Here is a 23,609-nt window from a genome sequence, read left to right on the forward strand (position 1 = left end):
GCCGTCTCACGCTGATTCAGCGCTCCGCGAGCTTGCACGACTCAGTCTAGCGGCGTTACGCGCGTTACGTGGACGTGCCCGGTCAGGCCGGGATTTCCAGCTGGAACCCGCAGCGGCAGCGCAGCACCGTGGTCTCGAGCTGCACTTCGGCGGGGGCGTTCGCCGGCATGGATTCGGTGCTGACCGGTTCGAAGATGGAGAGCTGGCGGCCGTCGCGGGGCCGCATGGGTTCGCCGCAGTGCATGTACTCGGCGTCCGCGGGTTCGGCCAGGCCGCGTGCCCAGACCAAGGAATGCCCGATGCCGTGGCCGTAGAACTCACCCGGAGCGGCAGAGCCTGCCCCGGAGAGATCTTCGGGACTGATTTCAATGGACATAATACGAGACCTTCAAGTCAGGTCCGGACGGACAGTTCCATCGTCCAGAACGGATAGTAAGCATGCTTACTCATAATATGCCACGAACCGCGGTGGCATGTACAGGCCCCGCCTGACGGAGACCTGGATCACGGGTGGCTACAGTGGAGCGGTGAAACTGCTCAAAGCACAACCGGGTACCGTCCGCCGGTTTATGAACATCTGGCCGCCGTTCGCCTTCACCGGAATCCGGGTCACCCGCCTGGATCCGGACTATCTGGGCGTTTCGGTGCGGCTGCGTGAGCACTGGTGGAACCGGAATGTTGCCGGTGTGCATTTCGGCGGTTCGCTCTTCGCCATGACCGACCCGTTCTGGATGATGCTCCTGCTGCACCACCTCGGCAAAGACCACGTGGTGTGGGACAAGTCCGCGGAAGTCGATTTCATCAAGCCCGGCAACGGCGAGGTCACCGCCGAGTTCACGCTGGCTAAGGCCGACGTCGAGCGTCTCCGTAAGTTGGCTGCTAACGGGGACAAGGTCCTTGAGTGGTTCTCGGTGGACATCACGGACAAGACCGGTGCGGTGGTGGCGCGGGTGCGCAAGCAGGTCTACATCCGACGGAAGCGGGAGAGCCGGGACGCCGTTGCTCCCGCCGCGGGGGACACCGCAGCAGGTTAGGGGCTGCCCGGTTACAGCCCGTTACAGGCTGCCGTTGGCCGGGCCCAGCAGGGCGGTCAGGTTTTCCCAGCGGGAGATCTGGCAGCCGTCGGTTAACGCGAAGGACGCGTCCACCGCGCTCCCGTTGACGGTCCCGGTTACATGGGCGCGCTGCATGCCGGCAATGATCTGCGTGCACATCATGCCGGCCTCCGGTTCGGCGAAAAGCGTTGCCCCCTGCCCGGCCAGCAGGGCACAGGCCGCCGCAGGATCGGGAACATTTGAGCCGGGGAGCGGGGTGGTGCCCTCGCACTGCAGGGTCCAAGTGTCAGTGGTGTTCTGGCCGTCCGCCATGAATTCCACCGTGAGGGAGGCTGCGGCTGCCTGACCGGGGACGGGGGCCGGAGCGGAGGTGGGAGCCGGAGCGGAGGCAGTTGGGGATGCTGCGGAGGGCGAAACCCCGGGAGTGGCAGAGGCGGAGGCCGAGCTGTCATCGCCAGGGGTGCCGGCGTTAGAGCCGCAGGCGGCCAAAACCAGCACGGAACAGAGCAGCAGCAGGGGGAAGCCGGTGCGGCGGGGACGGATCATGGTGAGACCTCCATCAGTCGGTGGCACCCAGCCTAGTGGCCCCGTCAAGCGGCGGACCACCCAAATCGGCCCGCACGCTCAACCGGCGTAACCCGCTCCCAGTGCGGTCCGGGCCTGCTCCTCGAAGTAAGGACCCTGCGCCGGATAATAATCGCCGAACTCCGGCGCAGGAGTGCCGTTCAGTGCCGCTTTGAGCCGGTCCAGGTAGTATTCCCAGCCCGGACCGTAGCTGCCGGCCGCAGTGGGGTCGGCCAGATGCTGGATGAATTCCATCCGCGTTCCGCCGGCAGCGTCCTGCAACCGGATCTCCAGGTCCCAGGCGCCGTCGTCGTCCCCGACCAGCAGCCGCAGCAGCTCAGGCGCCGCGCAATCCCGGACCTGCACCCGGCTCCAGGGCAGACCCTCTTCGTAAAGCATCTGCAGGTCAAAACTGCTGTTCCGGGCCGGGTGCCCTTCCCAGCGGCCGAACCACGCCGCCGCCTGAGCAGGATCGGTGAGGGCGGACCATATGTCCGCCGGGGGCACCGGAAAACCGCGCGTAAGGATCAGCTGGTAGGACTGGTCTCCGGTGCGGAGGACCCGGCCGGTGGGCTCTGGCTCCATGGCTGCTCTCCCAATTGGGCCAGCAGGTCCAGGATGCGGGCCCGGAGCTGCTGTGATTCCTCGGCAAATGCCCGTTGCGCGGCAGCATACTCCGCCCGCCCCTGCGGTGTCTCCACTGGAATGGGTGCATAACCCCAGTCCTCAAGGTCATATGGCGAGGCGCGCATGTCCATCATCCGGATCCGCCAGGACAGCTCGAAGCAATCCATCACCAGCTCGCTGGGCAGCAGCGGGACAAGCTTGTACGCCCATTTGTACAGGTCCATGTTGGCGTGCAGGCAGCCGGGCTGTTCCAGGTCCCGCTGGTTTTCACGGGTGGGGGTCAGTTCGTTCAGGGGTACGGCTTCGGGGGTGTAGAACCGGAAGGCGTCGAAGTGGGTGCAGCGGATTTTGCTGCGCTCCACCAGTTCGTCGGTGCCCTGCGCACCCAGCCGCAGCTGCAGGTAGTCGTGGCGGATCCCGTTGTCCTCGGACTTGTACGCCATGGCCCACTCGTGCATGCCGAAGCAGCCCAGCACCGGTTTCCGGGCGGCCGTGCGGGAGAGCAGCATGGCGGTAAAGGCCGCCGCTTCACCTCGTGCTGCGGCGAACCCGGCCACGTCCACCGTCACGGCCGGGGTGGCGCCGTCCAGTCCGGCCGCGGCCGTTTCGTCTGCCGTGAGGTTTCGGTAGAACTTCCAGCCCGCACGTTCGCGTGCAGCCTCACCGGTCAGGACGACGCCGGCGCCCGGGTGCCAGCGCAGCAGCTGGCCCGGCTTTTGGGAATAGTAGGTGAAGAGGAAATCTTCCACGGGGTGCTTGCGTCCGGCGGAGCGGCGCTGCAGGTAGTCCTCGGTGAAGGGGCGCACACGTGCTTCGTGCGCTGCCTGGCGAGGCAGCCACTGGTCCTGGGGGAGGACAACGGGATGGGCGGAAGGTATCACGCCTCCATTATCCTGCCTGCCGGCATGGACGTCGTCGGCATCTGCGGAGCGTCCGCCTGCCGCCGCCGGATCCTTCCCGAGTGATCATTAGTAGGATGTGAACGGAAGCCCGTTCGAAAGGTGCAGCATGGTTGAGAAGGAAAGCTTCGTGTCCCGGTTCATGCGGACCACGGGCAAAGTGCGGCTGATCTTCGGTCCGGCGCAGCAGGGTTCCACCGAGCACCCCATGACCGAGGAAAATAAGGCACTGCTCAAGGCGCAGCAGGAGCAGGAAAAGGTCATGTGGGAGACCAAGACCCGGGCCGACGGCAGCAGTTACATCGTCTCCCGCGAGCGTCATTAGCCACTTCCTGGGCACCCATATGTGGCTGGTGCAGACCGCGTTCGCAGCGCTCGTCATCGCCTGGCCCCTGCTGGGGGCGTGGCTGATACCCGGACGCGCGCGGCCCGCGTACTGCTGAATCTGTACACGGCCGCCATCCTGCTGCTGACTATGTTTCCCACTACCTGTGGCCATGTTCCTTGCCGGTGTCGGTCTGTCGGCACTGATCGAGGCGGTCCAGGCGTTCGTCCCCGTGCTCGGCCGCAGCTGCACCGCCACGGACTGGCTGGCCAACAGTGCCGGCGCCCTGACAGGAGCCGTGCTGGCGGCAGCCGCCCTGTGGATCCACCGGGCCCGCACCCGGCGGCGGCTACCCGCGGAATCCCCGCTCCAACCGGTTAAGCCGGAACCCTAGCGCCCGGTGCCGCCGTAAACCGTGGCCTCGTCCTCGCCGTCGAGCCCGAACGCCGCATGGACCGCGCGCACGGCCGTGTCCAGCAACTTGGCACTGGTCACTACGGAAATCCGGATCTCCGAGGTGGAGATCATGTCGATGTTGACCCCGGCGTGGTGCAGGGCCTCGAAGAAGCGGTGCGATACACCCGGGTTGGAACGCATTCCGGCACCGATGAGGGAAAGCTTGCCGATCTGCTCGTTGTACTGGATGGTGTCGAAACCGACCTCGTCCTTGGCGGCGTTCAGCGCATCAATGGCCTCCTTGCCGTCGATGATCGGCAGCGTGAAGGAGATGTCGGTCCGTCCCGAACCCTTGGTGGAGACGTTCTGCACGATCATGTCGATGTTGGAGTTCGCCCCGGCCACAATGCCGAAGATCTCAGCAGCCTTGCCGGGGATGTCAGGGACACCCACCACCGTGACCTTGGCTTCGGAACGGTCGTGGGCAACACCGGAGATGATGGGCTGTTCCAAGGGTTCTCCCTCTTGAATCTTGATCTTGTCGTCGGGGCTGGGCAGTACCCAGGTTCCCTCGTGTGAGCTGAAGGATGAGCGGACGTGCAGCGGCACACCGAAGCGGCGGGCGTATTCCACGCAGCGCAGGTGCAGGATCTTGGCCCCGGAAGCGGCCAGTTCCAGCATTTCCTCGCTGGAAATCTTCTCGATCTTCTGCGCGCTCGAAACCACCCGCGGATCGGCGGTGTACACGCCGTCGACGTCGGTGTAGATCTCGCAGACATCGGCATCCAAGGCAGCGGCCAGCGCTACGGCAGTGGTGTCCGAGCCGCCGCGGCCGAGGGTGGTGATGTCGTGGCTGTCCTGGCTGACGCCCTGGAAGCCGGCCACGATGGCGATGTCGCCGCGCTCAATGGCTGTTTTGATCCGGTGCGGGGAGACATCGATGATGCGGGCCTTGCCATGGATGGCATCCGTGATCATGCCGGCCTGGCTGCCGGTGAAGGACTGCGCGGAGCCGCCCAGCTGGTTGATGGCCATGGCCAGCAGGGCCATTGAAATGCGTTCTCCGGCGCTGAGCAGCATGTCCATTTCCCGGGCGTTGCCCAGGGTGGTGATTTGTCCGGCCAGATCGAGGAGCTCATCGGTGCTGTCGCCCATGGCGGAAACCACTACCACCACTTCGTTGCCGGCGGCATGGGTATCCACCACGCGCTTGGCCACGCGCTTGATGCCTTCGGCGTCCGCTACGGAGGAACCGCCGAATTTCTGCACTATCAGGCTCATGCGTACACTTTCTGAGTTTTGTTGTTCTCTGGTGTGCCCGGCATCTTCGGCGTGGCAGGTATTCCCCTGGAAAACGGGCCGCGCTACCCACGACGTCCGTCCAGAAAGTCTATAGCCGCGCTTGGGCCGGGCTGAAATATCACGGCAACATGCACTTAACGTCACTTTGCGGCGAGTTTGTACCGTAGTCCCGGACTGCCGGACCCTATGGTGGGCGCCATGGGGAATAACAGTGCCGAGAGCACGGGCATAGTCGCCGAGGGAATCCAGCGCAGTTTCGGTAGCGTGCAGGCGATCCGTGCCATGGATTTCACGGCACCCGCCGGGGAAGTGACGGCGCTGATCGGCCCGAACGGTTCAGGCAAAACCACGCTCCTGCTCATTCTTGCCTCCCTGCTGGCACCCGATGCCGGTTCCGTGCGGATCAACGGGTTCGACCCGCTGACCCAAGCCGGTGCGGTGCGCGCCACCGTGGGCTGGATGCCGGACACGCTGGGAACCTGGGAATCGCTGACCGCCACGGAAATCCTGACCACCATGGGGGCCTTCTACGGATTGGGCCGGTCCGCTGCCGCTGCCCGTGCTGCCGAACTGCTGGACACCGTGCACCTGACCGAATACGCGGACCAGCCCGCACGCGTTCTGTCCCGGGGGCAGCAGCAGCGGCTGAGCCTGGCCCGGGCGCTGATCCACGACCCCTCCGTACTGCTGCTGGACGAGCCCGCGTCCGGCCTTGACCCGGCCTCTCGGGTGGACCTGCGGGTGCTGCTGCGACGGCTGACCGGCGAGGGTAAAACGATTCTGGTCTCCTCGCATGTGCTCTCCGAGCTGGATGAAATGGCGGACCGGGCAGTTTTCGTGGCGCGCGGTGAAACCGTGAAGACCCAGTCGCTTTCCGACGCCGGCACGCAGGAACGCTGGTACACCGTCCGTGCGCTGGACACCGGGAAACTGCTGCGGCAGGTGGATGCGCAGCAGCTCCAATACCGGCAGCCGCAGGACCAGCAGCGGCCCCACGTACAGATCCGGGTGTCCGGCGAGGACGCAGCCGCCGAACTGCTGCGCAACCTGGTGCTTGCCGACGTCGGCGTCACCGCCTTCGCCCCGTCCGGCGGTGCCCTGGAAGAGACCTACATGAGTTTGGAAACCGATCGCCGATGAGTACCCTGAGCCAAAGTCCGGTTGTTTCCCCGCTTGGTTACGCCAGCGGCGTGCGGTCCGTGTTTGCCCTGGAAATGAAGCAGCGGCTGCGCACGCGCAGCTGGTACGTCCTGCTGACGGTCTGGTTTTTCGTCATTGGGCTCGTCGCGATGCTGACGGCCTTGAACGCCGGCTCCCAGCAGGGCCAGCGAGGCCCGGTCCTGTTCGAGCTGATGGTCGGCTTTGTCCTGTTCTTCGGCCTGCTGCTGGCCCCGGCCCTGTCAGCCAACGGGGTGAACGGTGACCGCGCCGCGGGCACCCTGGCTATTTTGCAGGTCACGCTGCTGCGGCCCGGCCAAATTTTGGCCGGCAAGTGGCTGGCGGCATGGGTGGCTTCGCTCGGTTTCCTGGTAGCGAGCGTACCGTTCCTGCTCTGGGCGCTCGTCCTGGGCGGGGTCCGTCCGCTCTCCGCGCTCGTGGCCGTAGTGATGCTGGCCGTGGAACTGGGGATTGTGTGCGCCGTGGGGGTGGGAGTTTCGGCGCTGGCCGCCCGTCCGCTGTTCTCCATTGTGGTGACCTACATGCTGGTGGCCCTACTGGGGTTGGGTACCCTGATTGCCTTTGGGCTCAGCACCACACTGACCGAGGGAACGGTTCGTGCCAGTCCGGTCCAGTACTCCCAGTCCGTGCCTTTCGACCCGGAAAACTACGAGTGCGTGGGAGAAGTGCAGGATATGCCGGCGCTGCGCACCGAACGGGTCGCCTGGATCCTCGCCGCCAATCCCTTTGTGATTGTTGCCGACGCCATGCCGGCGCAGAGCGGAAAACCCGGCGTCGAGAGCGGAGTCATGGAAAGCATCAGCATTCTCGTCCGCGAGGCCCAGGCCGGTCCCGAGAGCGGGATGCCGTGCGTGAACGGCGAGAAGAAACCGGGCGTCACGGCCGGCTCACTGGCCGTCACGCCGATCTGGCCGCTGGGGCTGGGAATCCAGCTTGCCGTGGCCGCGCTGCTGCTCTTCCTGGGACGACGCCGGCTGGTGACGCCGGTGCGGAACCTCTCTGCCGGAACGCGGATCGCCTAGGACATGCTGCGGCGGCCTTCGAAGGCCCGGCCCAGGGTGATTTCGTCGGCGTATTCCAGGTCTCCGCCCACCGGCAGCCCGGAGGCAAGGCGGGTGACCTTGATGCCTAGGGTCTTGAGCATCCGCACCAGGTAGGTGGCGGTGGCTTCACCCTCGAGGTTCGGATCGGTGGCGATGATGATTTCGGAGATCTGTTCGTCGGAGAGCCGGCTGAGCAGTTCACGGATGCGCAGCTGGTCCGGGCCGATGCCCCCGATGGGGTTAATGGCGCCGCCCAGCACGTGGTAGCGGCCGCGGAAGGACCGGGTGCGTTCCACCGCGATGACGTCCTTGGATTCCTCCACCACGCAGATCATGGTGGGATCGCGCCGCGGATCGCGGCAGATGGCGCAGGTTTCCTGCTCCGTGACGTTGCCGCACACAGTGCAGAATTTCACCCGCTCCTTGACCGTGACGATGGCCGTGGCCAGCTTCTTCATGTCATCGGGATCGGACTCGAGGATGTGGAACGCAATGCGCTGGGCGGACTTCGGCCCCACGCCGGGCAGGCGGCCTAGTTCATCGATGAGTTCCTGAACCGCACCTTCGTACACGTAACCTTCTCTGCTGGGTTGAATTGCATTTGTTGCTCAATCATCTGCTGCCGGCAGCCGGCTGGAGCCGCTGCCGGAATGTTTGGCGGGGACCGCCGTCGTTGGTGCCGTCCGGTCAGCGGCCGTCGACGCTGCGTTCCTCGATCAGCCGGCCGCCCAGGATCCGCTCAATGGCCTTGCGGCCCACCAGTCCCGAGTCCTCCAGCGTGATGTCATCGGCGCTGGGAACGTCTTCGACGTATGCCGAGTCTACTGGGCGGCTCCCCCTGACGGGGGCTCCGCCGCCGCGCTGGGCGGCTTCGTTGAGCAGCTTCTGGTAGCGGCTCAGCGGTTGGTTGGGGCCGGCGGGTGCTGCGGGTGTGGCCGGTGCGGCAGGAGCGGAAGCCCGAGCGGCCGGCGCCGCAGGAGCCGAAGCTCGTGCTGCTGGGGCCGCAGGAGCCGAGGCCCGCGCGGCTGGGGCTGCTGCCTCCACTGCGGGCTTCGCAGCCGCCGGCGCGGAGGCTGCTGCCGTCTGGCCGTTTGCTCCGGTCGTTGGAGCGGCGCTCGATCCGGTGCCCGCCCAGTTGGTGGTGGCCCACTCGGAATCGGAGAGGTGGCCACCGGAGTACACATCGGCAGGTGCCTCGGCGGTTTCCCAGGCATTGCTTTCCGGTGCGTCGTTGAAGGGATCGGAAGGCTCGTCCGGCCACGGCTCGTCCGACGGACCCGGCTGCGGTCCGGACTGGGCTGCCCGTCCGCCGCCACGGCCGGCGCCTGTGCCCCGGGAGGCAGAAGCTCCCGGCGCGTTGGACGGCGAGACGGTCCGACGGCGCAGTGCAGCAGATGCCGCATTCACCGGCGCGGCCGCAGCAGGTTCTGATGCCTTCGTGTCCGCAGCTTCCGGATTCGGGCCGGCGGCGTGGGTGGGGGCTGCGGGGGAGGGCGCAACCGAGGGTGCTACCGTCGCGGCTGAGGACGAAACTGCCGCAGCTGCCAGCGGCCAAGCCGGTGCGCCGGAGCCCCCGGCGTCCTGAGTTCCGGAGCCAGGCGATGTTGTGCGGGCGTTGCCAGCCGCTGCGGTGTCAGCATCCGGACGGGCTTCTGCCGTACGTGCGGCGCCGGCCGGGCCGACCGTAGGGGCACTTGCAACGGTGCCAACAATGGCACTCGCAGGGGTGCCAGGCGCAAACGGTTCGTCCGGGTGCTCGGCAGTGGCCGGAGCGTCAGGGCGCCCAGCCGACGGCGCGGAGGGTGCCTGCCCAGCCGGTGCATTGGCTGCGGAGCTGCCGGGGCCACCCGCAGAAACCGCTGCAGCCGGGGCGGATGCCGGCGCGCGCCGGCTATCGGCTTTTGGGCCCGACTCACCCGCTGACGCCGAGCTGTCATGGATCGGATTGATCTGGCAGTCCAGCGCCAGGACCTGATGGATGGCCTTGCGCAGGTTATCCAAGTGGTCTGGCCGGTTGAAGTTGGTGGCTGCCCCCGGGTTGGAGAACGCCAGTTCCAGGACCTTGCCGTCAAAGGAGCGAGGGCTGGAGTTCTTGCTGACGTTCAGCCAAGTGGCCCGGCGGATACTCGTGAGGGCATCCATGATTTCGGGCCAGGCGCGGCGGATCATCTCGATCTGCCCGCCTCCGCCTGCGGGAGCAGCTCCGTTCCCCGCGGCGGGTGCCTGACGGGAGGGGGCTGCAGGGCTGCCGACTGCAGGGCTGCCGGCGGCAGGCTGCTGTGCAGGGCTGCCGGCGGCAGGCTGCTGTGCAGGGCTGCCGGCGGCAGGCTGCTGTGCCGGCGCCTGTGAGCCGTTGGTGGAGGAACCGTTGCTTCCGGCCGGTCCCGCTGGCGCAGCTGCGGACGACGGAGCCGAGCCGCTCCGGTCAGCGGCCGGGCTCTGCGCGGGTGCGGACGCAGCGCCGGCAGTGCTGCTGGCAGCGGGAGAGCTTTGGCCGGGTGCATCCACGGGAGTGGACCAGGTACCGCCCCAGTCCAGGGAGCTGCCCCCCGCAGCAGGAGCACTATCTGCCGCAGGTGCATCCGATCCGCCCTGGTCCGAAGTTTCCCCGGGGGAGGGGGTGGCGGCAAAGTCGATGCCCCGCGGCGAGGAAGGTGCTTCATCCACGGACGGCGCGGAAGCACCCGACTGCGATGCGGTGGGTGCGGCGGCCGGGATGGTGGTTACCGGCGAGGCAGCAGCGGCTGCGCGGCCCATGGCTTCGGTGGGATCGCCGGCGTAGCTCAGGCGCCGCTCGAGGCGGTCCACCCGTGCAGCGGTTCCGCGTTCGGTCTGGTCTGCGGCCGGCAGCAGGATGCGTGCGCAGAGCAGCTCCAGATGCAGGCGCGGCGAGGTGGCGCCGGTCATCTCGGTCAAAGCGGTGTTGGTGATGTCTGCGGCCCGGGAAAGCTCGCTGCCGCCCAGCTGCGCAGCTTGGGTCTGCATCCGGCTGATCTGGTCCTCCGGCATGCCGCGCAGCACGGCAGCGGCACTGTCCGGCATGGCGTTGACAATGATCAGGTCGCGGAAGCGTTCCAGCAGGTCTTCGACAAATCGGCGCGGGTCCTGGCCGGTCTGGATGACACGGTCGACGGCGCGGAATACCGTTGCTGCGTCCGCTGCGGCCACAGCGTCGACGACGTCGTCGAGCAGGGATACCGGCGTGTAACCCAGCAGGGAAACGGCTAGTTCGTAGTCCAGTCCCTCGGGGCCGGCACCGGCCATGAGCTGGTCGAGGACGGACAGGGTGTCACGCACCGACCCGCCGCCGGCCCGGATCACCAAGGAAAGCACACCGGGTGCCACGGCTACCTGTTCCTGGGCGCAGAGCTTTTCCAGGTAGGCCAGCAGCGGCTCCGGCGGGACCAGGCGGAAGGGGTAGTGGTGGGTGCGGGAGCGGATGGTCCCGATGACCTTGTCCGGCTCCGTGGTGGCGAAGATGAATTTGATGTGTTCCGGGGGCTCTTCAACGATTTTCAGAAGGGCGTTAAAGCCGGCGGACGTGACCATGTGGGCCTCGTCGATGATGAAGATCTTGTAGCGGTCACGGACCGGAGCGAAGGTGGCCCGCTCCCGGAGGTCGCGGGCGTCGTCCACGCCGCCGTGGCTGGCGGCGTCGATCTCGATGACGTCGAGGCTGCCGGAACCGTCACGGGCAAGCTCAATACAGCTGTCGCACTTGCCGCAGGGAACGGGAGTGGGGCCTTCAGCGCAGTTCAGGCAGCGCGCCAGGATGCGCGCGGAAGTGGTTTTGCCGCAACCACGGGGACCGGAGAACAGGTACGCGTGGTTCACGCGGTTCTTTTGCAGGGCCGCCATCAGCGGCTCCGTGACGTGCTCCTGGCCGATCACATCCGCGAAGCTCTCGGGACGGTAGCGGCGGTAAAGGGCTGTACTCACAGATAGAAGCCTATCGGTTGGCACTGACGGTTTTCACTCCGGCGCCCGGTGCGTGACGAAGCGCTCTCCGGGGAAAATTAAAGACCCCCCATGCACCTGCCAGAGCCCGCTTACCCTTGCTACCTTCCGGTCCTGGGGGAGTTCACAGGATGACACCACATGAGGGGCCGGGAACCAGTCTACCCGATATTTGAGGGTGCCGAATGCGCGCTGGCGGGCTCCTTGAGCCGCGGGACCGCGCGGGCTTGCAGGCCCTTGTTAACTGCGGCCGGAGCCGGTTGTGCGCATTCCGTCCATCAGAAGGGTGATCATGCCGTCTGCGTCATGGCGCCAACCCGGTTGGCCGTAGGCGGTTCCGATGCCGTGCAAGGCAAGCAGGACGGCCCCCGCTCCTATGTCCTTCCGTATGGTCCCAGCGGCAGCGGCTGCGGTCACCAAGGTGTCCACCGCTGACGTGAGCTTCCGGGTGCCGTCGGCGATCGCCGTCGTACTGCCGGACAGGAGGACCGCCAGGGTTGCCCCGAGTCCCTTCTGCGACTCCATATGATCGACCATCCCGTGCAGGAATGCCTCCAGTGCTTCTTCGGCGGGCATAGCGTCCTGCAATTCCCCTGCCCGTTCGCACAGGGAGTCGATCTCTTCCTGGTAAACGGCCTCAGCCAGCGCTTCCCGGGTGGGGAAGTGGCGATACAGGGTTCCCGTGCCAACACCGGCCAAGCGGGCGAAGTCGTCAAAGCGCAGCTCGACGTCGCCGGCGTCAAATACATGCCGCGCCGCAGCGATGAGAGCATCCCTGTTCCGCCGGGCATCGGCGCGCAGCTGCTTGGTGGCGGTCATGGCACTCCTCGGGATCGACAAATGGAGACGATCTCCATATCGTACCAAGTGGAGACAGTCTCCACTTCCACCGATTCCGGGAGGTACTGCATGAAGATCCTGATGTTCGGACGAGGCGTTATTGCCACTATGTACGGGTGGGCACTTGAGCAAGCTGGCCACGAGGTGGAATTCCATGTCCGGCCCGGCCGCGCGGCGCACTACGGCGACGGCGTTGAACTGGACCTCCTGGATGCCCGGCGCCGGCCGTGGGGCAGACGCCGCACCGGAGAAATGCCGCTGCGCTTCCGGGAAGAGTTGACGCCTGAGGACGGCTTCGACCTCGTTGTGCTGAGCGTGCCGCATTACCGCTTGGCGGAAGCGGCAGCGTTCCTGGCTCCCCGAATCGGCAGTGCGTCGGTGCTGGTTTTCGGCAACGTATGGGATGAGCCGCTCGAGGCCGTCGCGGCTCTTGATCCTGAGCGTGTGGTGTGGGGCTTCCCCCAGGGCGGAGGCGGGTTCGGCTCCGACGGCGTCTTGCGGGGAACATTGCTGGCCACGGTCATCTTTGGCACGTTCGGCCGTCCTCAACAGGAGCGGGAGCGGGCGGTCCGGGCAATGTTTCGCCAGTCCGGGTTCCGGGTTCGCGAGCAACCCGACTTTCGCGGCTGGCTGTGGACCCACTTCGTTTCGGACGCAGGACTGCACGCCCAGGGTCTGAAGGCGGGGTCGATGGCGGGGCTGGTGGGGAACAAGGCCGGCCTGCGCAGAGCGATGAAAACCAGCCGGGAACTGCTGGCGCTGCTGCAGGCCCGCGGCGTCGATCTGCGCCGCCACCGAGGTTTGGTGCTTCCATTCAGGGCACCCGCATGGTTGACGGCTACCATCCTGGCTTGGGTCCTTGCCCACTTCCCGCCGGCGCGCGCCAACTTCGAGGCGCACGCAGACCCGGAGACTCAGGAACCGAAGGTGATTTGCCGGGACGTCCTGGCTGAAGCGCGGAGGCTCGGCGTTCCGGCCACCGGCTTGGCAGCAGAGGAGCTGTACTTCATCCATAGTGGTCCCGAAAACCCGTAAGCATGTACCCCTCTATATGCACCTCTCTACGTGCGCCTCTATAAGGGATTGCGCACGGGGAGCGGGTGTCGGATTCCGGGCCTTGCCGCTGCCCGCCGGGCGGTGGTCTGCGACCCTCGGAAGGGGTGTGACAGGTCACTTCGAAACGGTTTGCGGGGACCGGGCAGGGTGTGCAAAGATAGACGAGTCGCCGCGGCCGGGACGCTGAAATAAGCGCCCGAAGCATGGCGGCCAAACCCACCAAAAAACAGAGTTTCTCTGGTGCGCCCTTCACGGGGCCGGCAGGAAAGACTCCGGCTTTTTGCTGGGCCGGAACGGCGGTTGACACGCTTTCCCGGGGCTTCCGATAAGGAAAACCGGGAATTGCGGAAAACGCCGGAATGGAATAAGATGGAAAACCTTGCAGCGAAGAAGAAAAGGAAAACATTGTTTTCCCGAGTATTTTCGGATTGCGTCTGTTGTTTGAGAACTCAATAGTGTGCCAAGTTTATTGATACCAATTTATTTTAATTGGTTGAATCGACTGTTCCGCCCACCCCGTGGGCTGGAATGGTTTTTTTAGCTGGTTTCGAATTTAGTGCAGTGCCTGGCGGCCAATTTTCCTTGGCCCCGGCATTGTGTCTGTATGAACATTTACGGAGAGTTTGATCCTGGCTCAGGATGAACGCTGGCGGCGTGCTTAACACATGCAAGTCGAACGATGACTTCTGTGCTTGCACAGAATGATTAGTGGCGAACGGGTGAGTAACACGTGAGTAACCTGCCCTTGACTTCGGGATAAGCCTGGGAAACCGGGTCTAATACCGGATACGACGGACCACCGCATGGCGGTTCGTGGAAAGCTTTATGCGGTTTTGGATGGACTCGCGGCCTATCAGCTTGTTGGTTGGGGTAATGGCCCACCAAGGCGACGACGGGTAGCCGGCCTGAGAGGGTGACCGGCCACACTGGGACTGAGACACGGCCCAGACTCCTACGGGAGGCAGCAGTGGGGAATATTGCACAATGGGCGAAAGCCTGATGCAGCGACGCCGCGTGAGGGACGAATGCCTTCGGGTTGTAAACCTCTTTCAGCAGGGAAGAAGCGAAAGTGACGGTACCTGCAGAAGAAGCGCCGGCTAACTACGTGCCAGCAGCCGCGGTAATACGTAGGGCGCAAGCGTTATCCGGAATTATTGGGCGTAAAGAGCTCGTAGGCGGTTTGTCGCGTCTGCTGTGAAAGCCCGGGGCTCAACCCCGGGTCTGCAGTGGGTACGGGCAGACTAGAGTGATGTAGGGGAGACTGGAATTCCTGGTGTAGCGGTGAAATGCGCAGATATCAGGAGGAACACCGATGGCGAAGGCAGGTCTCTGGGCATTAACTGACGCTGAGGAGCGAAAGCATGGGGAGCGAACAGGATTAGATACCCTGGTAGTCCATGCCGTAAACGTTGGGCACTAGGTGTGGGGGACATTCCACGTTTTCCGCGCCGTAGCTAACGCATTAAGTGCCCCGCCTGGGGAGTACGGCCGCAAGGCTAAAACTCAAAGGAATTGACGGGGGCCCGCACAAGCGGCGGAGCATGCGGATTAATTCGATGCAACGCGAAGAACCTTACCAAGGCTTGACATGAACCGGTAAGACCTGGAAACAGGTCCCCCACTTGTGGCCGGTTTACAGGTGGTGCATGGTTGTCGTCAGCTCGTGTCGTGAGATGTTGGGTTAAGTCCCGCAACGAGCGCAACCCTCGTTCTATGTTGCCAGCGCGTTATGGCGGGGACTCATAGGAGACTGCCGGGGTCAACTCGGAGGAAGGTGGGGACGACGTCAAATCATCATGCCCCTTATGTCTTGGGCTTCACGCATGCTACAATGGCCGGTACAAAGGGTTGCGATACTGTGAGGTGGAGCTAATCCCAAAAAGCCGGTCTCAGTTCGGATTGAGGTCTGCAACTCGACCTCATGAAGTTGGAGTCGCTAGTAATCGCAGATCAGCAACGCTGCGGTGAATACGTTCCCGGGCCTTGTACACACCGCCCGTCAAGTCACGAAAGTTGGTAACACCCGAAGCCGGTGGCCTAACCCCTTGTGGGAGGGAGCCGTCGAAGGTGGGACCGGCGATTGGGACTAAGTCGTAACAAGGTAGCCGTACCGGAAGGTGCGGCTGGATCACCTCCTTTCTAAGGAGCACCTCGAAGCGGATGTCCTTCCACAGTGTTGGATGTGTGCTTTGCAGGAGATGCCCATGTCGGAAGCATATGTTTTCCGGTGGGTGCTCAAGGGTGGAATATCAATGGATAGGCGCCGGCATGATTGCCTGGCATCAGTGAGTACGTTCCCTTTGGGGTTCTGGAAAGCGGTGCGGGCAGGTTACCGGTTGACCGTTTGGCACACTGTTGGGTCCTGAGACAACAGGGCTGTGGGGCTTCTTCCCTCTTTGAGGGGGTGGGGGTGTTCATGGTTGTGGTTTGTTTCTGTTTGTTCCTGCGCATGCCGGGTACATCACGGGTGCCGGTTCCCTTTGGGGGGCTGGTTGGTGGTGGGGATGGGTGTGACGGGGTTGTTGTTTGAGAACTACATAGTGGACGCGAGCATCTTAAAAATTATTAAGTGCAATTTCAGATAAACCTGGTGACCGGTTTTTACCGGCCTCCATGGTTTTCTCGATAGCGATATTAATTATTGATCTTTGTGGTCAAGTTTTTAAGGGCACACGGTGGATGCCTTGGCATCAGGAGCCGAAGAAGGACGTAGGAATCTGCGATAAGCCTGGGGGAGTTGATAACCGAACTTTGATCCCAGGATGTCCGAATGGGGAAACCCCGCCCGGCGCGCGAGTGACCGGGTGACCCGCATCTGAACACATAGGGTGCGTGGAGGGAACGTGGGGAAGTGAAACATCTCAGTACCCACAGGAAGAGAAAACAACAGTGATTCCGTTAGTAGTGGCGAGCGAACGCGGAAGAGGCTAAACCAGTGGTGTGTGATAGCCGGCGGGCGTTGCATCACTGGGGTTGCGGGACTTTCCGTACCGATTCTGCCGGATTGGTGAAGTGAGTGCAGGTGCATAGGTGAACTGGTTTGAAAGCCAGGCCGTAGAGGGTGTTAGCCCCGTAACCGGAATGTATGCTGCCGCTTGGAGAGGATCCCAAGTAGCACGGGGCCCGAGAAATCCCGTGCGAATCTGCCAGGACCACCTGGTAAGCCTAAATACTCCCTGATGACCGATAGCGGACAAGTACCGTGAGGGAAAGGTGAAAAGTACCCCGGGAGGGGAGTGAAATAGTACCTGAAACCGTGTGCCTACAAACCGTTGGAGCAGCTCTGATTGCTGTGACAGCGTGCCTTTTGAAGAATGAGCCTGCGAGTTAGTGTTACGTCGCGAGGTTAACCCGTGTGGGGAAGCCGTAGCGAAAGCGAGTCTGAATAGGGCGATGCAGTGGCGTGATCTAGACCCGAAGCGGAGTGATCTACCCATGGCCAGGTTGAAGCGACGGTAAGACGTCGTGGAGGACCGAACCCACTTCAGTTGAAAATGGAGGGGATGAGCTGTGGGTAGGGGTGAAAGGCCAATCAAACTCCGTGATAGCTGGTTCTCCCCGAAATGCATTTAGGTGCAGCGTTGCGTGTTTCTTACCGGAGGTAGAGCTACTGGATGGCTAATGGGCCCTACAAGGTTACTGACGTCAGCCAAACTCCGAATGCCGGTAAGTCAGAGCGCAGCAGTGAGACTGTGGGGGATAAGCTTCATAGTCGAGAGGGAAACAGCCCAGACCACCAACTAAGGCCCCTAAGCGTGTGCTAAGTGGGAAAGGATGTGGAGTTGCCCAGACAACCAGGAGGTTGGCTTAGAAGCAGCCACCCTTGAAAGAGTGCGTAATAGCTCACTGGTCAAGTGATTCCGCGCCGACAATGTAGCGGGGCTCAAGTACACCGCCGAAGTTGTGGCATTCAGATATTAGATAAGCCTTCGTGGTTCAGTCGTCTGGATGGGTAGGGGAGCGTCGTGTGGGCAGTGAAGCAGCGGTGTAAACCAGTTGTGGAGCCTACACGAGTGAGAATGCAGGCATGAGTAGCGAAAGACGGGTGAGAAACCCGTCCGCCGAATGATCAAGGGTTCCAGGGTCAAGCTAATCTGCCCTGGGTAAGTCGGGACCTAAGGCGAGGCCGACAGGCGTAGTCGATGGACAACGGGTTGATATTCCCGTACCGGCGAAAAACCGCCCATACCAAGCAGGGGACACTAACCGTCCGGAGCCTGCCCGAGCATCCTTGTGGTGTGAGGGTTTTGGCCGAGCACGGGACCTGATCCTGGGAGGTAAGCGTATTAACAGGTGTGACGCAGGAAGGTAGCCGGGCCAGGCGATGGTTGACCTGGTCTAAGGATGTAGGGTCCGTGATAGGTAAATCCGTCACGGTGTCTTTGATGACGTGCCTGAGATCCGACGGGACTCCCTCACGGGGGGATCCGGTGATCCTATGCTGCCTAGAAAAGCATCGGCGCGAGGTTTTAGCCGCCCGTACCCCAAACCGACACAGGTGATCAGGTAGAGAATACTAAGGCGATCGAGAGAATTATGGTTAAGGAACTCGGCAAAATGCCCCCGTAACTTCGGGAGAAGGGGGGCCCCAACCTTGATGGACACTTGCTGTCCGGAGGGGATCGGGGCCGCAGAGACCAGGGGGAAGCGACTGTTTACTAAAAACACAGGTCCGTGCGAAGTCGCAAGACGATGTATACGGACTGACTCCTGCCCGGTGCTGGAAGGTTAAGAGGACCGGTTAGCCCTTTGGGGCGAAGCTGGGAATTTAAGCCCCAGTAAACGGCGGTGGTAACTATAACCATCCTAAGGTAGCGAAATTCCTTGTCGGGTAAGTTCCGACCTGCACGAATGGAGTAACGACTTCCCCGCTGTCTCAACCATAAACTCGGCGAAATTGCAGTACGAGTAAAGATGCTCGTTACGCGCAGCAGGACGGAAAGACCCCGAGACCTTTACTATAGTTTGGTATTGGTGTTCGGTGTGGCTTGTGTAGGATAGGTGGGAGACTGTGAGACCCGGACGCCAGTTCGGGTGGAGTCATCGTTGAAATACCACTCTGGTCATACTGGATATCTAACTTCGGCCCGTAATCCGGGTCAGGGACAGTGCCTGATGGGTAGTTTAACTGGGGCGGTTGCCTCCTAAAGAGTAACGGAGGCGCCCAAAGGTTCCCTCAGCCTGGTTGGCAATCAGGTGTCGAGTGTAAGTGCACAAGGGAGCTTGACTGTGAGAGAGACATCTCGAGCAGGGACGAAAGTCGGGACTAGTGATCCGGCGGTACATTGTGGAATGGCCGTCGCTCAACGGATAAAAGGTACCTCGGGGATAACAGGCTGATCTTGCCCAAGAGTCCATATCGACGGCATGGTTTGGCACCTCGATGTCGGCTCGTCGCATCCTGGGGCTGGAGTAGGTCCCAAGGGTTGGGCTGTTCGCCCATTAAAGCGGTACGCGAGCTGGGTTTAGAACGTCGTGAGACAGTTCGGTCCCTATCCGCTGCGCGCGCAGGAAATTTGAGAAGGGCTGTCCTTAGTACGAGAGGACCGGGACGGACGAACCTCTGGTGTGTCAGTTGTACTGCCAAGTGCACCGCTGATTAGCTACGTTCGGATGGGATAACCGCTGAAAGCATCTAAGCGGGAAGCCCGCTTCGAGATGAGATTTCCATACACCTTGTGTGTGAGAGGCCCCCAGCCAGACCACTGGGTTGATAGGCCGGATGTGGAAGCGGGGACTAAAGACCCGTGAAGCTGACCGGTACTAATAGGCCGATAACTTACACCACATCAACACCTGGGGAAACACGACTTCAAACGGTTTCCCAATGTAGAGGGTGTTGTGATCATGCTGCTTGCGTCCACTATGTGGTTCCCGGACAACAACCCGTCAAGGGTTGTTCCCCTGGGAACAATAACTGAATATTTGCTTACGTCTTTTTGATGTTCGTGACCATTGTTTTCCCCACGCACACTGTTTTTGGGTGTGTGGTGCGGGTGGAAGGGTTACGGCGGTCATAGCGTGGGGGAAACGCCCGGTCCCATTCCGAACCCGGAAGCTAAGACCCACAGCGCCGATGGTACTGCATCCGGGAGGGTGTGGGAGAGTAGGTCACCGCCGGACAAATTGTGGGGTGAGGCCCGTACCAGTGTTGGTACGGGCCTCACCTGTTTAACCCGCCAACCCTAGTCCCGCGGTCCGGTCCCGAGCGGCCGGCCCGGGATCCCCCTGCAGGCCACGCCGGTCTGTGTGGGTCAGGCTACGAAGATACAGAATGGATGTCCGGCCGGATCGGTGTAGACATACAACGGTTCTTCGCGGTCATCCGTGCGATCAAAGAGGAGCTCCGCGCCCAACGCCAGTGCCCTGGCATGTTGGTCTGCGAGGGTCTTCCGGTTGGGGACAGTGAGGTCCAGGTGCATCTGCATGGGCACATCCGGCCGGGGCCAGGTAGTCCGCGCGAGCTGATCCACATGCTGGAACGCCAGCTTTCGGTTGCCGCGGGCATCGGTCAGTACCAGCCAATCAACGCCATCGCCGGCGCTGCCCGGTTGCGGTTCGTCTCCGGGGCGGTACTTGTGCCCGAGAAGCTGACGGTAGAACTCCGCCAGACCCCGGACATCGGGAGTATCCAGAACCGTGTGGAGGAGTTGGGGAAAGCCGGCCATAAGCGAACACTAACGGCCTGGACGGCTCCCGGCCACGCCGGGCCTCGAGTACCGGGTGCAACGGCCGTGGGTCCCAGCACGGATTTCGCACGCCGGCCAAATGATCCCCAAGCCGCGGTCATGAACAACCTATTGGGTCCGCCGATTCGCCAAACGAGGCCGGTGCCGTGCTCGTATCGGTTTCGGCTGCGGCTATGGGGTCATCGATGCAGCTATTCTCTCCGGGAATTCCTACGCGCCAACCATCTGGACACCCTCCAGCTCCGCCCTGGCTGTCATGGGCCGAGCGTCCGCAGGCAACAGCAGGTCAAATTGCGCAGCAGGATCCTTCACAGGCTTTTCCGGCGTAGGTACGGTAGGCCCTTTAGACACTTGTACCAATTTTGCGTACGGGAATATGGTTTGCGGTCGGGGGGGTGTATCGGTTGCCAGCTACTAGGCTTTTCTGGTCACGAGTCAGGCAACTTGCCCGAGTTGCTGTTGTTGGCTGCCTCGTGACCACTCTAAGTTCCTGCGGGCAAGACCCTCCGTCCCCGGTTGAGCCGTCTCTGCCTACATTTAGCGGTGGTATCCCAATCCAGAAGACACCGAGTGAACCCTGAAAGAAATACCCTGGACTCTAAACGAGGTTGACGAATCAGAGCAGAGAATTCATCTCACAACCCAGAACTTTGAATGCAGCTTTCCTAAGTCAGCCTCCGTTGAGGAAAGCGAAGGCACCATCGCTCTCAAAATCTACGGGAAACCGTCGGCAGGGCCTTGCACGCAGGAACTGATTATTGTTCAAACATTTGTTCAGTTGCCACAACCTATCAATGGGCGGGAGATTGTCGGTGGAAAGCATTCCGATCCCACATCGGGTGGCCACACCGCACGAGCTGCATAAGCGAAAGACTGCCGGTGCCGGCTTCATCCCAGAAGCTCTCGAGGCCAGGGTGCAGTGAAGCATTGTTTGTTTGGCTACGACCGTGACGGGCACATCAACCGTTGCATCTCCCGCTGCGGAGTCCTTGGCTCCCCGCAGCATTGGTGGTCCCTTGCCGTGGCATGTCGACAGGGAGCCGAATACTTGGTGGATCGCGCTGCTCTGCCGCGTTCACGCGAACGCCCACTGGGGGAAGCAACGAGCAGCTCCGATGGAGGAAGTCGTACGGGACCAGGGCCGCTACCTGCACTATTCACGGGACCGGCGGCGGTGGATCAGGAGGCATGTCGCGGTTGGAAGCCCCAACTGATCGGGCCAGTGGCCTGTACACAGCCGACCCTTGGTGGGTAGAGCCCGATGCCAGCGTCCGGTTCCCTGCCACGGATCCGCTCCGAGCGGCCGCCCTGCCGGCGCCGGGCTCTTACTCCCCGCCAGATGGGCAAAACCCGGCGCTGAAGCGGGCGGCTGGGGCCGAGTTGCAACCGGGGTGAAACCTGTGTAAAGTCTTCTAAGTCGCCGCGGCCGGGACGCTGAGAAAGCGCCTGAGCATGGCGGCCAAACCCCTTCGGAAATGTGAGTAGTTCCGGTGCGCCTTATGGCCCACGGAATGGCACAGATAAACGAAGGTTGCAGCGAAGAAGAAAAGGAAAACATTGTTTTCCCGAGTATTTTCGGATTGCGTCTGTTGTTTGAGAACTCAATAGTGTGCCAAGTTTATTGATACCAATTTATTTTAATTGGTTGAATCGACTGTTCCGCCCACCCCGTGGGCTGGAATGGTTTTTTTAGCTGGTTTCGAATTTAGTGCAGTGCCTGGCGGCCAATTTTCCTTGGCCCCGGCATTGTGTCTGTATGAACATTTACGGAGAGTTTGATCCTGGCTCAGGATGAACGCTGGCGGCGTGCTTAACACATGCAAGTCGAACGATGACTTCTGTGCTTGCACAGAATGATTAGTGGCGAACGGGTGAGTAACACGTGAGTAACCTGCCCTTGACTTCGGGATAAGCCTGGGAAACCGGGTCTAATACCGGATACGACGGACCACCGCATGGCGGTTCGTGGAAAGCTTTATGCGGTTTTGGATGGACTCGCGGCCTATCAGCTTGTTGGTTGGGGTAATGGCCCACCAAGGCGACGACGGGTAGCCGGCCTGAGAGGGTGACCGGCCACACTGGGACTGAGACACGGCCCAGACTCCTACGGGAGGCAGCAGTGGGGAATATTGCACAATGGGCGAAAGCCTGATGCAGCGACGCCGCGTGAGGGACGAATGCCTTCGGGTTGTAAACCTCTTTCAGCAGGGAAGAAGCGAAAGTGACGGTACCTGCAGAAGAAGCGCCGGCTAACTACGTGCCAGCAGCCGCGGTAATACGTAGGGCGCAAGCGTTATCCGGAATTATTGGGCGTAAAGAGCTCGTAGGCGGTTTGTCGCGTCTGCTGTGAAAGCCCGGGGCTCAACCCCGGGTCTGCAGTGGGTACGGGCAGACTAGAGTGATGTAGGGGAGACTGGAATTCCTGGTGTAGCGGTGAAATGCGCAGATATCAGGAGGAACACCGATGGCGAAGGCAGGTCTCTGGGCATTAACTGACGCTGAGGAGCGAAAGCATGGGGAGCGAACAGGATTAGATACCCTGGTAGTCCATGCCGTAAACGTTGGGCACTAGGTGTGGGGGACATTCCACGTTTTCCGCGCCGTAGCTAACGCATTAAGTGCCCCGCCTGGGGAGTACGGCCGCAAGGCTAAAACTCAAAGGAATTGACGGGGGCCCGCACAAGCGGCGGAGCATGCGGATTAATTCGATGCAACGCGAAGAACCTTACCAAGGCTTGACATGAACCGGTAAGACCTGGAAACAGGTCCCCCACTTGTGGCCGGTTTACAGGTGGTGCATGGTTGTCGTCAGCTCGTGTCGTGAGATGTTGGGTTAAGTCCCGCAACGAGCGCAACCCTCGTTCTATGTTGCCAGCGCGTTATGGCGGGGACTCATAGGAGACTGCCGGGGTCAACTCGGAGGAAGGTGGGGACGACGTCAAATCATCATGCCCCTTATGTCTTGGGCTTCACGCATGCTACAATGGCCGGTACAAAGGGTTGCGATACTGTGAGGTGGAGCTAATCCCAAAAAGCCGGTCTCAGTTCGGATTGAGGTCTGCAACTCGACCTCATGAAGTTGGAGTCGCTAGTAATCGCAGATCAGCAACGCTGCGGTGAATACGTTCCCGGGCCTTGTACACACCGCCCGTCAAGTCACGAAAGTTGGTAACACCCGAAGCCGGTGGCCTAACCCCTTGTGGGAGGGAGCCGTCGAAGGTGGGACCGGCGATTGGGACTAAGTCGTAACAAGGTAGCCGTACCGGAAGGTGCGGCTGGATCACCTCCTTTCTAAGGAGCACCTCGAAGCGGATGTCCTTCCACAGTGTTGGATGTGTGCTTTGCAGGAGATGCCCATGTCGGAAGCATATGTTTTCCGGTGGGTGCTCAAGGGTGGAATATCAATGGATAGGCGCCGGCATGATTGCCTGGCATCAGTGAGTACGTTCCCTTTGGGGTTCTGGAAAGCGGTGCGGGCAGGTTACCGGTTGACCGTTTGGCACACTGTTGGGTCCTGAGACAACAGGGCTGTGGGGCTTCTTCCCTCTTTGAGGGGGTGGGGGTGTTCATGGTTGTGGTTTGTTTCTGTTTGTTCCTGCGCATGCCGGGTACATCACGGGTGCCGGTTCCCTTTGGGGGGCTGGTTGGTGGTGGGGATGGGTGTGACGGGGTTGTTG

Annotated in this window: 15 protein-coding genes, 4 rRNA genes and 1 other RNA gene; 10 read left to right on the top strand and 10 right to left on the bottom strand. The window is 62.1% G+C overall.

Translation table 11 applies throughout. From position 1 onward, the window contains the following. Positions 1-82: 82 nt before the first annotated feature. The gene (locus QNO06_RS01075) at positions 83-376 is read right to left on the bottom strand and encodes a hypothetical protein (protein ID WP_227912440.1); all 294 of its coding nucleotides are present in this window, start codon (positions 374-376) and stop codon (positions 83-85) included. 151 nt (positions 377-527) lie between these two features. Here QNO06_RS01075 and QNO06_RS01080 point away from each other — a divergent pair, with 151 nt between their 5' ends. After that, positions 528-1,034 carry a DUF4442 domain-containing protein gene (locus tag QNO06_RS01080; RefSeq protein ID WP_227912439.1) on the top strand — a complete coding sequence of 169 codons (507 nt, stop codon included), beginning with the start codon at positions 528-530 and terminating at the stop codon, positions 1,032-1,034. A gap of 21 nt (positions 1,035-1,055) precedes the next feature. Here QNO06_RS01080 and QNO06_RS01085 read toward each other — a convergent pair whose 3' ends face one another. The 3 genes from QNO06_RS01085 to QNO06_RS01095 form a co-directional block, all read right to left on the bottom strand. Then, positions 1,056-1,601 (bottom strand): serine protease inhibitor, encoded by a 546-nt coding sequence (locus QNO06_RS01085; RefSeq protein WP_227912438.1) that lies wholly within the window; start codon positions 1,599-1,601, stop codon positions 1,056-1,058. 78 nt (positions 1,602-1,679) lie between these two features. Further along, complete coding sequence (locus QNO06_RS01090; RefSeq protein ID WP_227912437.1) at positions 1,680-2,204, bottom strand: SRPBCC domain-containing protein; 525 nt, start codon at positions 2,202-2,204, stop codon at positions 1,680-1,682. Next, positions 2,147-3,127, bottom strand: a complete 981-nt coding sequence (locus tag QNO06_RS01095; RefSeq protein ID WP_227912436.1) for a 3-methyladenine DNA glycosylase — start codon at positions 3,125-3,127, stop codon at positions 2,147-2,149. The genes QNO06_RS01090 and QNO06_RS01095 overlap by 58 nt, the downstream gene beginning before the upstream one ends. A 127-nt stretch (positions 3,128-3,254) precedes the next feature. On the opposite strand from QNO06_RS01095, the gene QNO06_RS01100 reads away from it, so the two are divergent. Together QNO06_RS01100 and QNO06_RS01105 are read left to right on the top strand one after the other, a co-directional pair. Then, complete coding sequence (locus QNO06_RS01100; RefSeq protein WP_227912435.1) at positions 3,255-3,470, top strand: hypothetical protein; 216 nt, start codon at positions 3,255-3,257, stop codon at positions 3,468-3,470. Positions 3,471-3,642: 172 nt separating this feature from the next. Further along, the gene (locus QNO06_RS01105; protein WP_227912918.1) at positions 3,643-3,864 is read left to right on the top strand and encodes a VanZ family protein; all 222 of its coding nucleotides are present in this window, start codon (positions 3,643-3,645) and stop codon (positions 3,862-3,864) included. Here the strand turns inward: QNO06_RS01105 and QNO06_RS01110 are convergent. Next, on the bottom strand, positions 3,861-5,147 hold the full coding sequence (locus QNO06_RS01110) for an aspartate kinase (RefSeq protein ID WP_227912434.1): 1,287 nt from the start codon (positions 5,145-5,147) through the stop codon (positions 3,861-3,863). The two genes, QNO06_RS01105 and QNO06_RS01110, sit on opposite strands and share 4 nt — an antisense overlap. Before the next feature lie 219 nt (positions 5,148-5,366). Between QNO06_RS01110 and QNO06_RS01115 the strand changes: the two genes are divergently transcribed. Then, on the top strand, positions 5,367-6,308 hold the full coding sequence (locus QNO06_RS01115) for an ABC transporter ATP-binding protein (RefSeq protein WP_227912433.1): 942 nt from the start codon (positions 5,367-5,369) through the stop codon (positions 6,306-6,308). Further along, complete coding sequence (locus QNO06_RS01120) at positions 6,305-7,369, top strand: ABC transporter permease (protein WP_227912432.1); 1,065 nt, start codon at positions 6,305-6,307, stop codon at positions 7,367-7,369. The genes QNO06_RS01115 and QNO06_RS01120 overlap by 4 nt, the downstream gene beginning before the upstream one ends. Here the strand turns inward: QNO06_RS01120 and recR are convergent. The 4 genes from recR to QNO06_RS01140 all read right to left on the bottom strand — a co-directional run bounded on the left by recR (position 7,366) and on the right by QNO06_RS01140 (position 12,166). Next, positions 7,366-7,962 carry a recombination mediator RecR gene (gene recR / locus QNO06_RS01125; RefSeq protein WP_227912431.1) on the bottom strand — a complete coding sequence of 199 codons (597 nt, stop codon included), beginning with the start codon at positions 7,960-7,962 and terminating at the stop codon, positions 7,366-7,368. The two genes, QNO06_RS01120 and recR, sit on opposite strands and share 4 nt — an antisense overlap. Before the next feature lie 115 nt (positions 7,963-8,077). Then, positions 8,078-11,329: a DNA polymerase III subunit gamma and tau gene (locus QNO06_RS01130; RefSeq protein WP_227912430.1), complete on the bottom strand. Its 3,252-nt coding sequence runs from the start codon at positions 11,327-11,329 to the stop codon at positions 8,078-8,080. A gap of 76 nt (positions 11,330-11,405) precedes the next feature. Further along, positions 11,406-11,501, bottom strand: an RNA gene (ffs, locus tag QNO06_RS01135) — signal recognition particle sRNA small type. A gap of 86 nt (positions 11,502-11,587) precedes the next feature. After that, positions 11,588-12,166: a TetR/AcrR family transcriptional regulator gene (locus QNO06_RS01140; protein ID WP_227912429.1), complete on the bottom strand. Its 579-nt coding sequence runs from the start codon at positions 12,164-12,166 to the stop codon at positions 11,588-11,590. Between the two features lie 90 nt (positions 12,167-12,256). Here QNO06_RS01140 and QNO06_RS01145 point away from each other — a divergent pair, with 90 nt between their 5' ends. From QNO06_RS01145 to rrf, 4 genes are all read left to right on the top strand, one after another. Then, on the top strand, positions 12,257-13,222 hold the full coding sequence (locus QNO06_RS01145) for a ketopantoate reductase family protein (protein ID WP_227912428.1): 966 nt from the start codon (positions 12,257-12,259) through the stop codon (positions 13,220-13,222). A gap of 632 nt (positions 13,223-13,854) precedes the next feature. Then, positions 13,855-15,382, top strand: a 16S ribosomal RNA gene (locus tag QNO06_RS01150). A gap of 513 nt (positions 15,383-15,895) precedes the next feature. Then, positions 15,896-19,031 (top strand): 23S ribosomal RNA (locus tag QNO06_RS01155). Positions 19,032-19,249: 218 nt separating this feature from the next. Beyond that, positions 19,250-19,366: ribosomal RNA gene (rrf, locus tag QNO06_RS01160) — 5S ribosomal RNA — on the top strand. The 16S, 23S and 5S rRNA genes sit together here, the layout of an rRNA operon. Before the next feature lie 131 nt (positions 19,367-19,497). On the opposite strand, the gene QNO06_RS01165 is transcribed toward rrf, so the two are convergent. Continuing rightward, positions 19,498-19,911 (bottom strand): VOC family protein, encoded by a 414-nt coding sequence (locus QNO06_RS01165; protein WP_227914606.1) that lies wholly within the window; start codon positions 19,909-19,911, stop codon positions 19,498-19,500. 1,784 nt (positions 19,912-21,695) lie between these two features. Between QNO06_RS01165 and QNO06_RS01170 the strand changes: the two genes are divergently transcribed. Then, a 16S ribosomal RNA gene (locus QNO06_RS01170) occupies positions 21,696-23,223 on the top strand. Positions 23,224-23,609: the final 386 nt, after the last annotated feature.

The organism is Arthrobacter sp. zg-Y20, from assembly GCF_030142075.1.
Classification (GTDB): domain Bacteria; phylum Actinomycetota; class Actinomycetes; order Actinomycetales; family Micrococcaceae; genus Arthrobacter_B.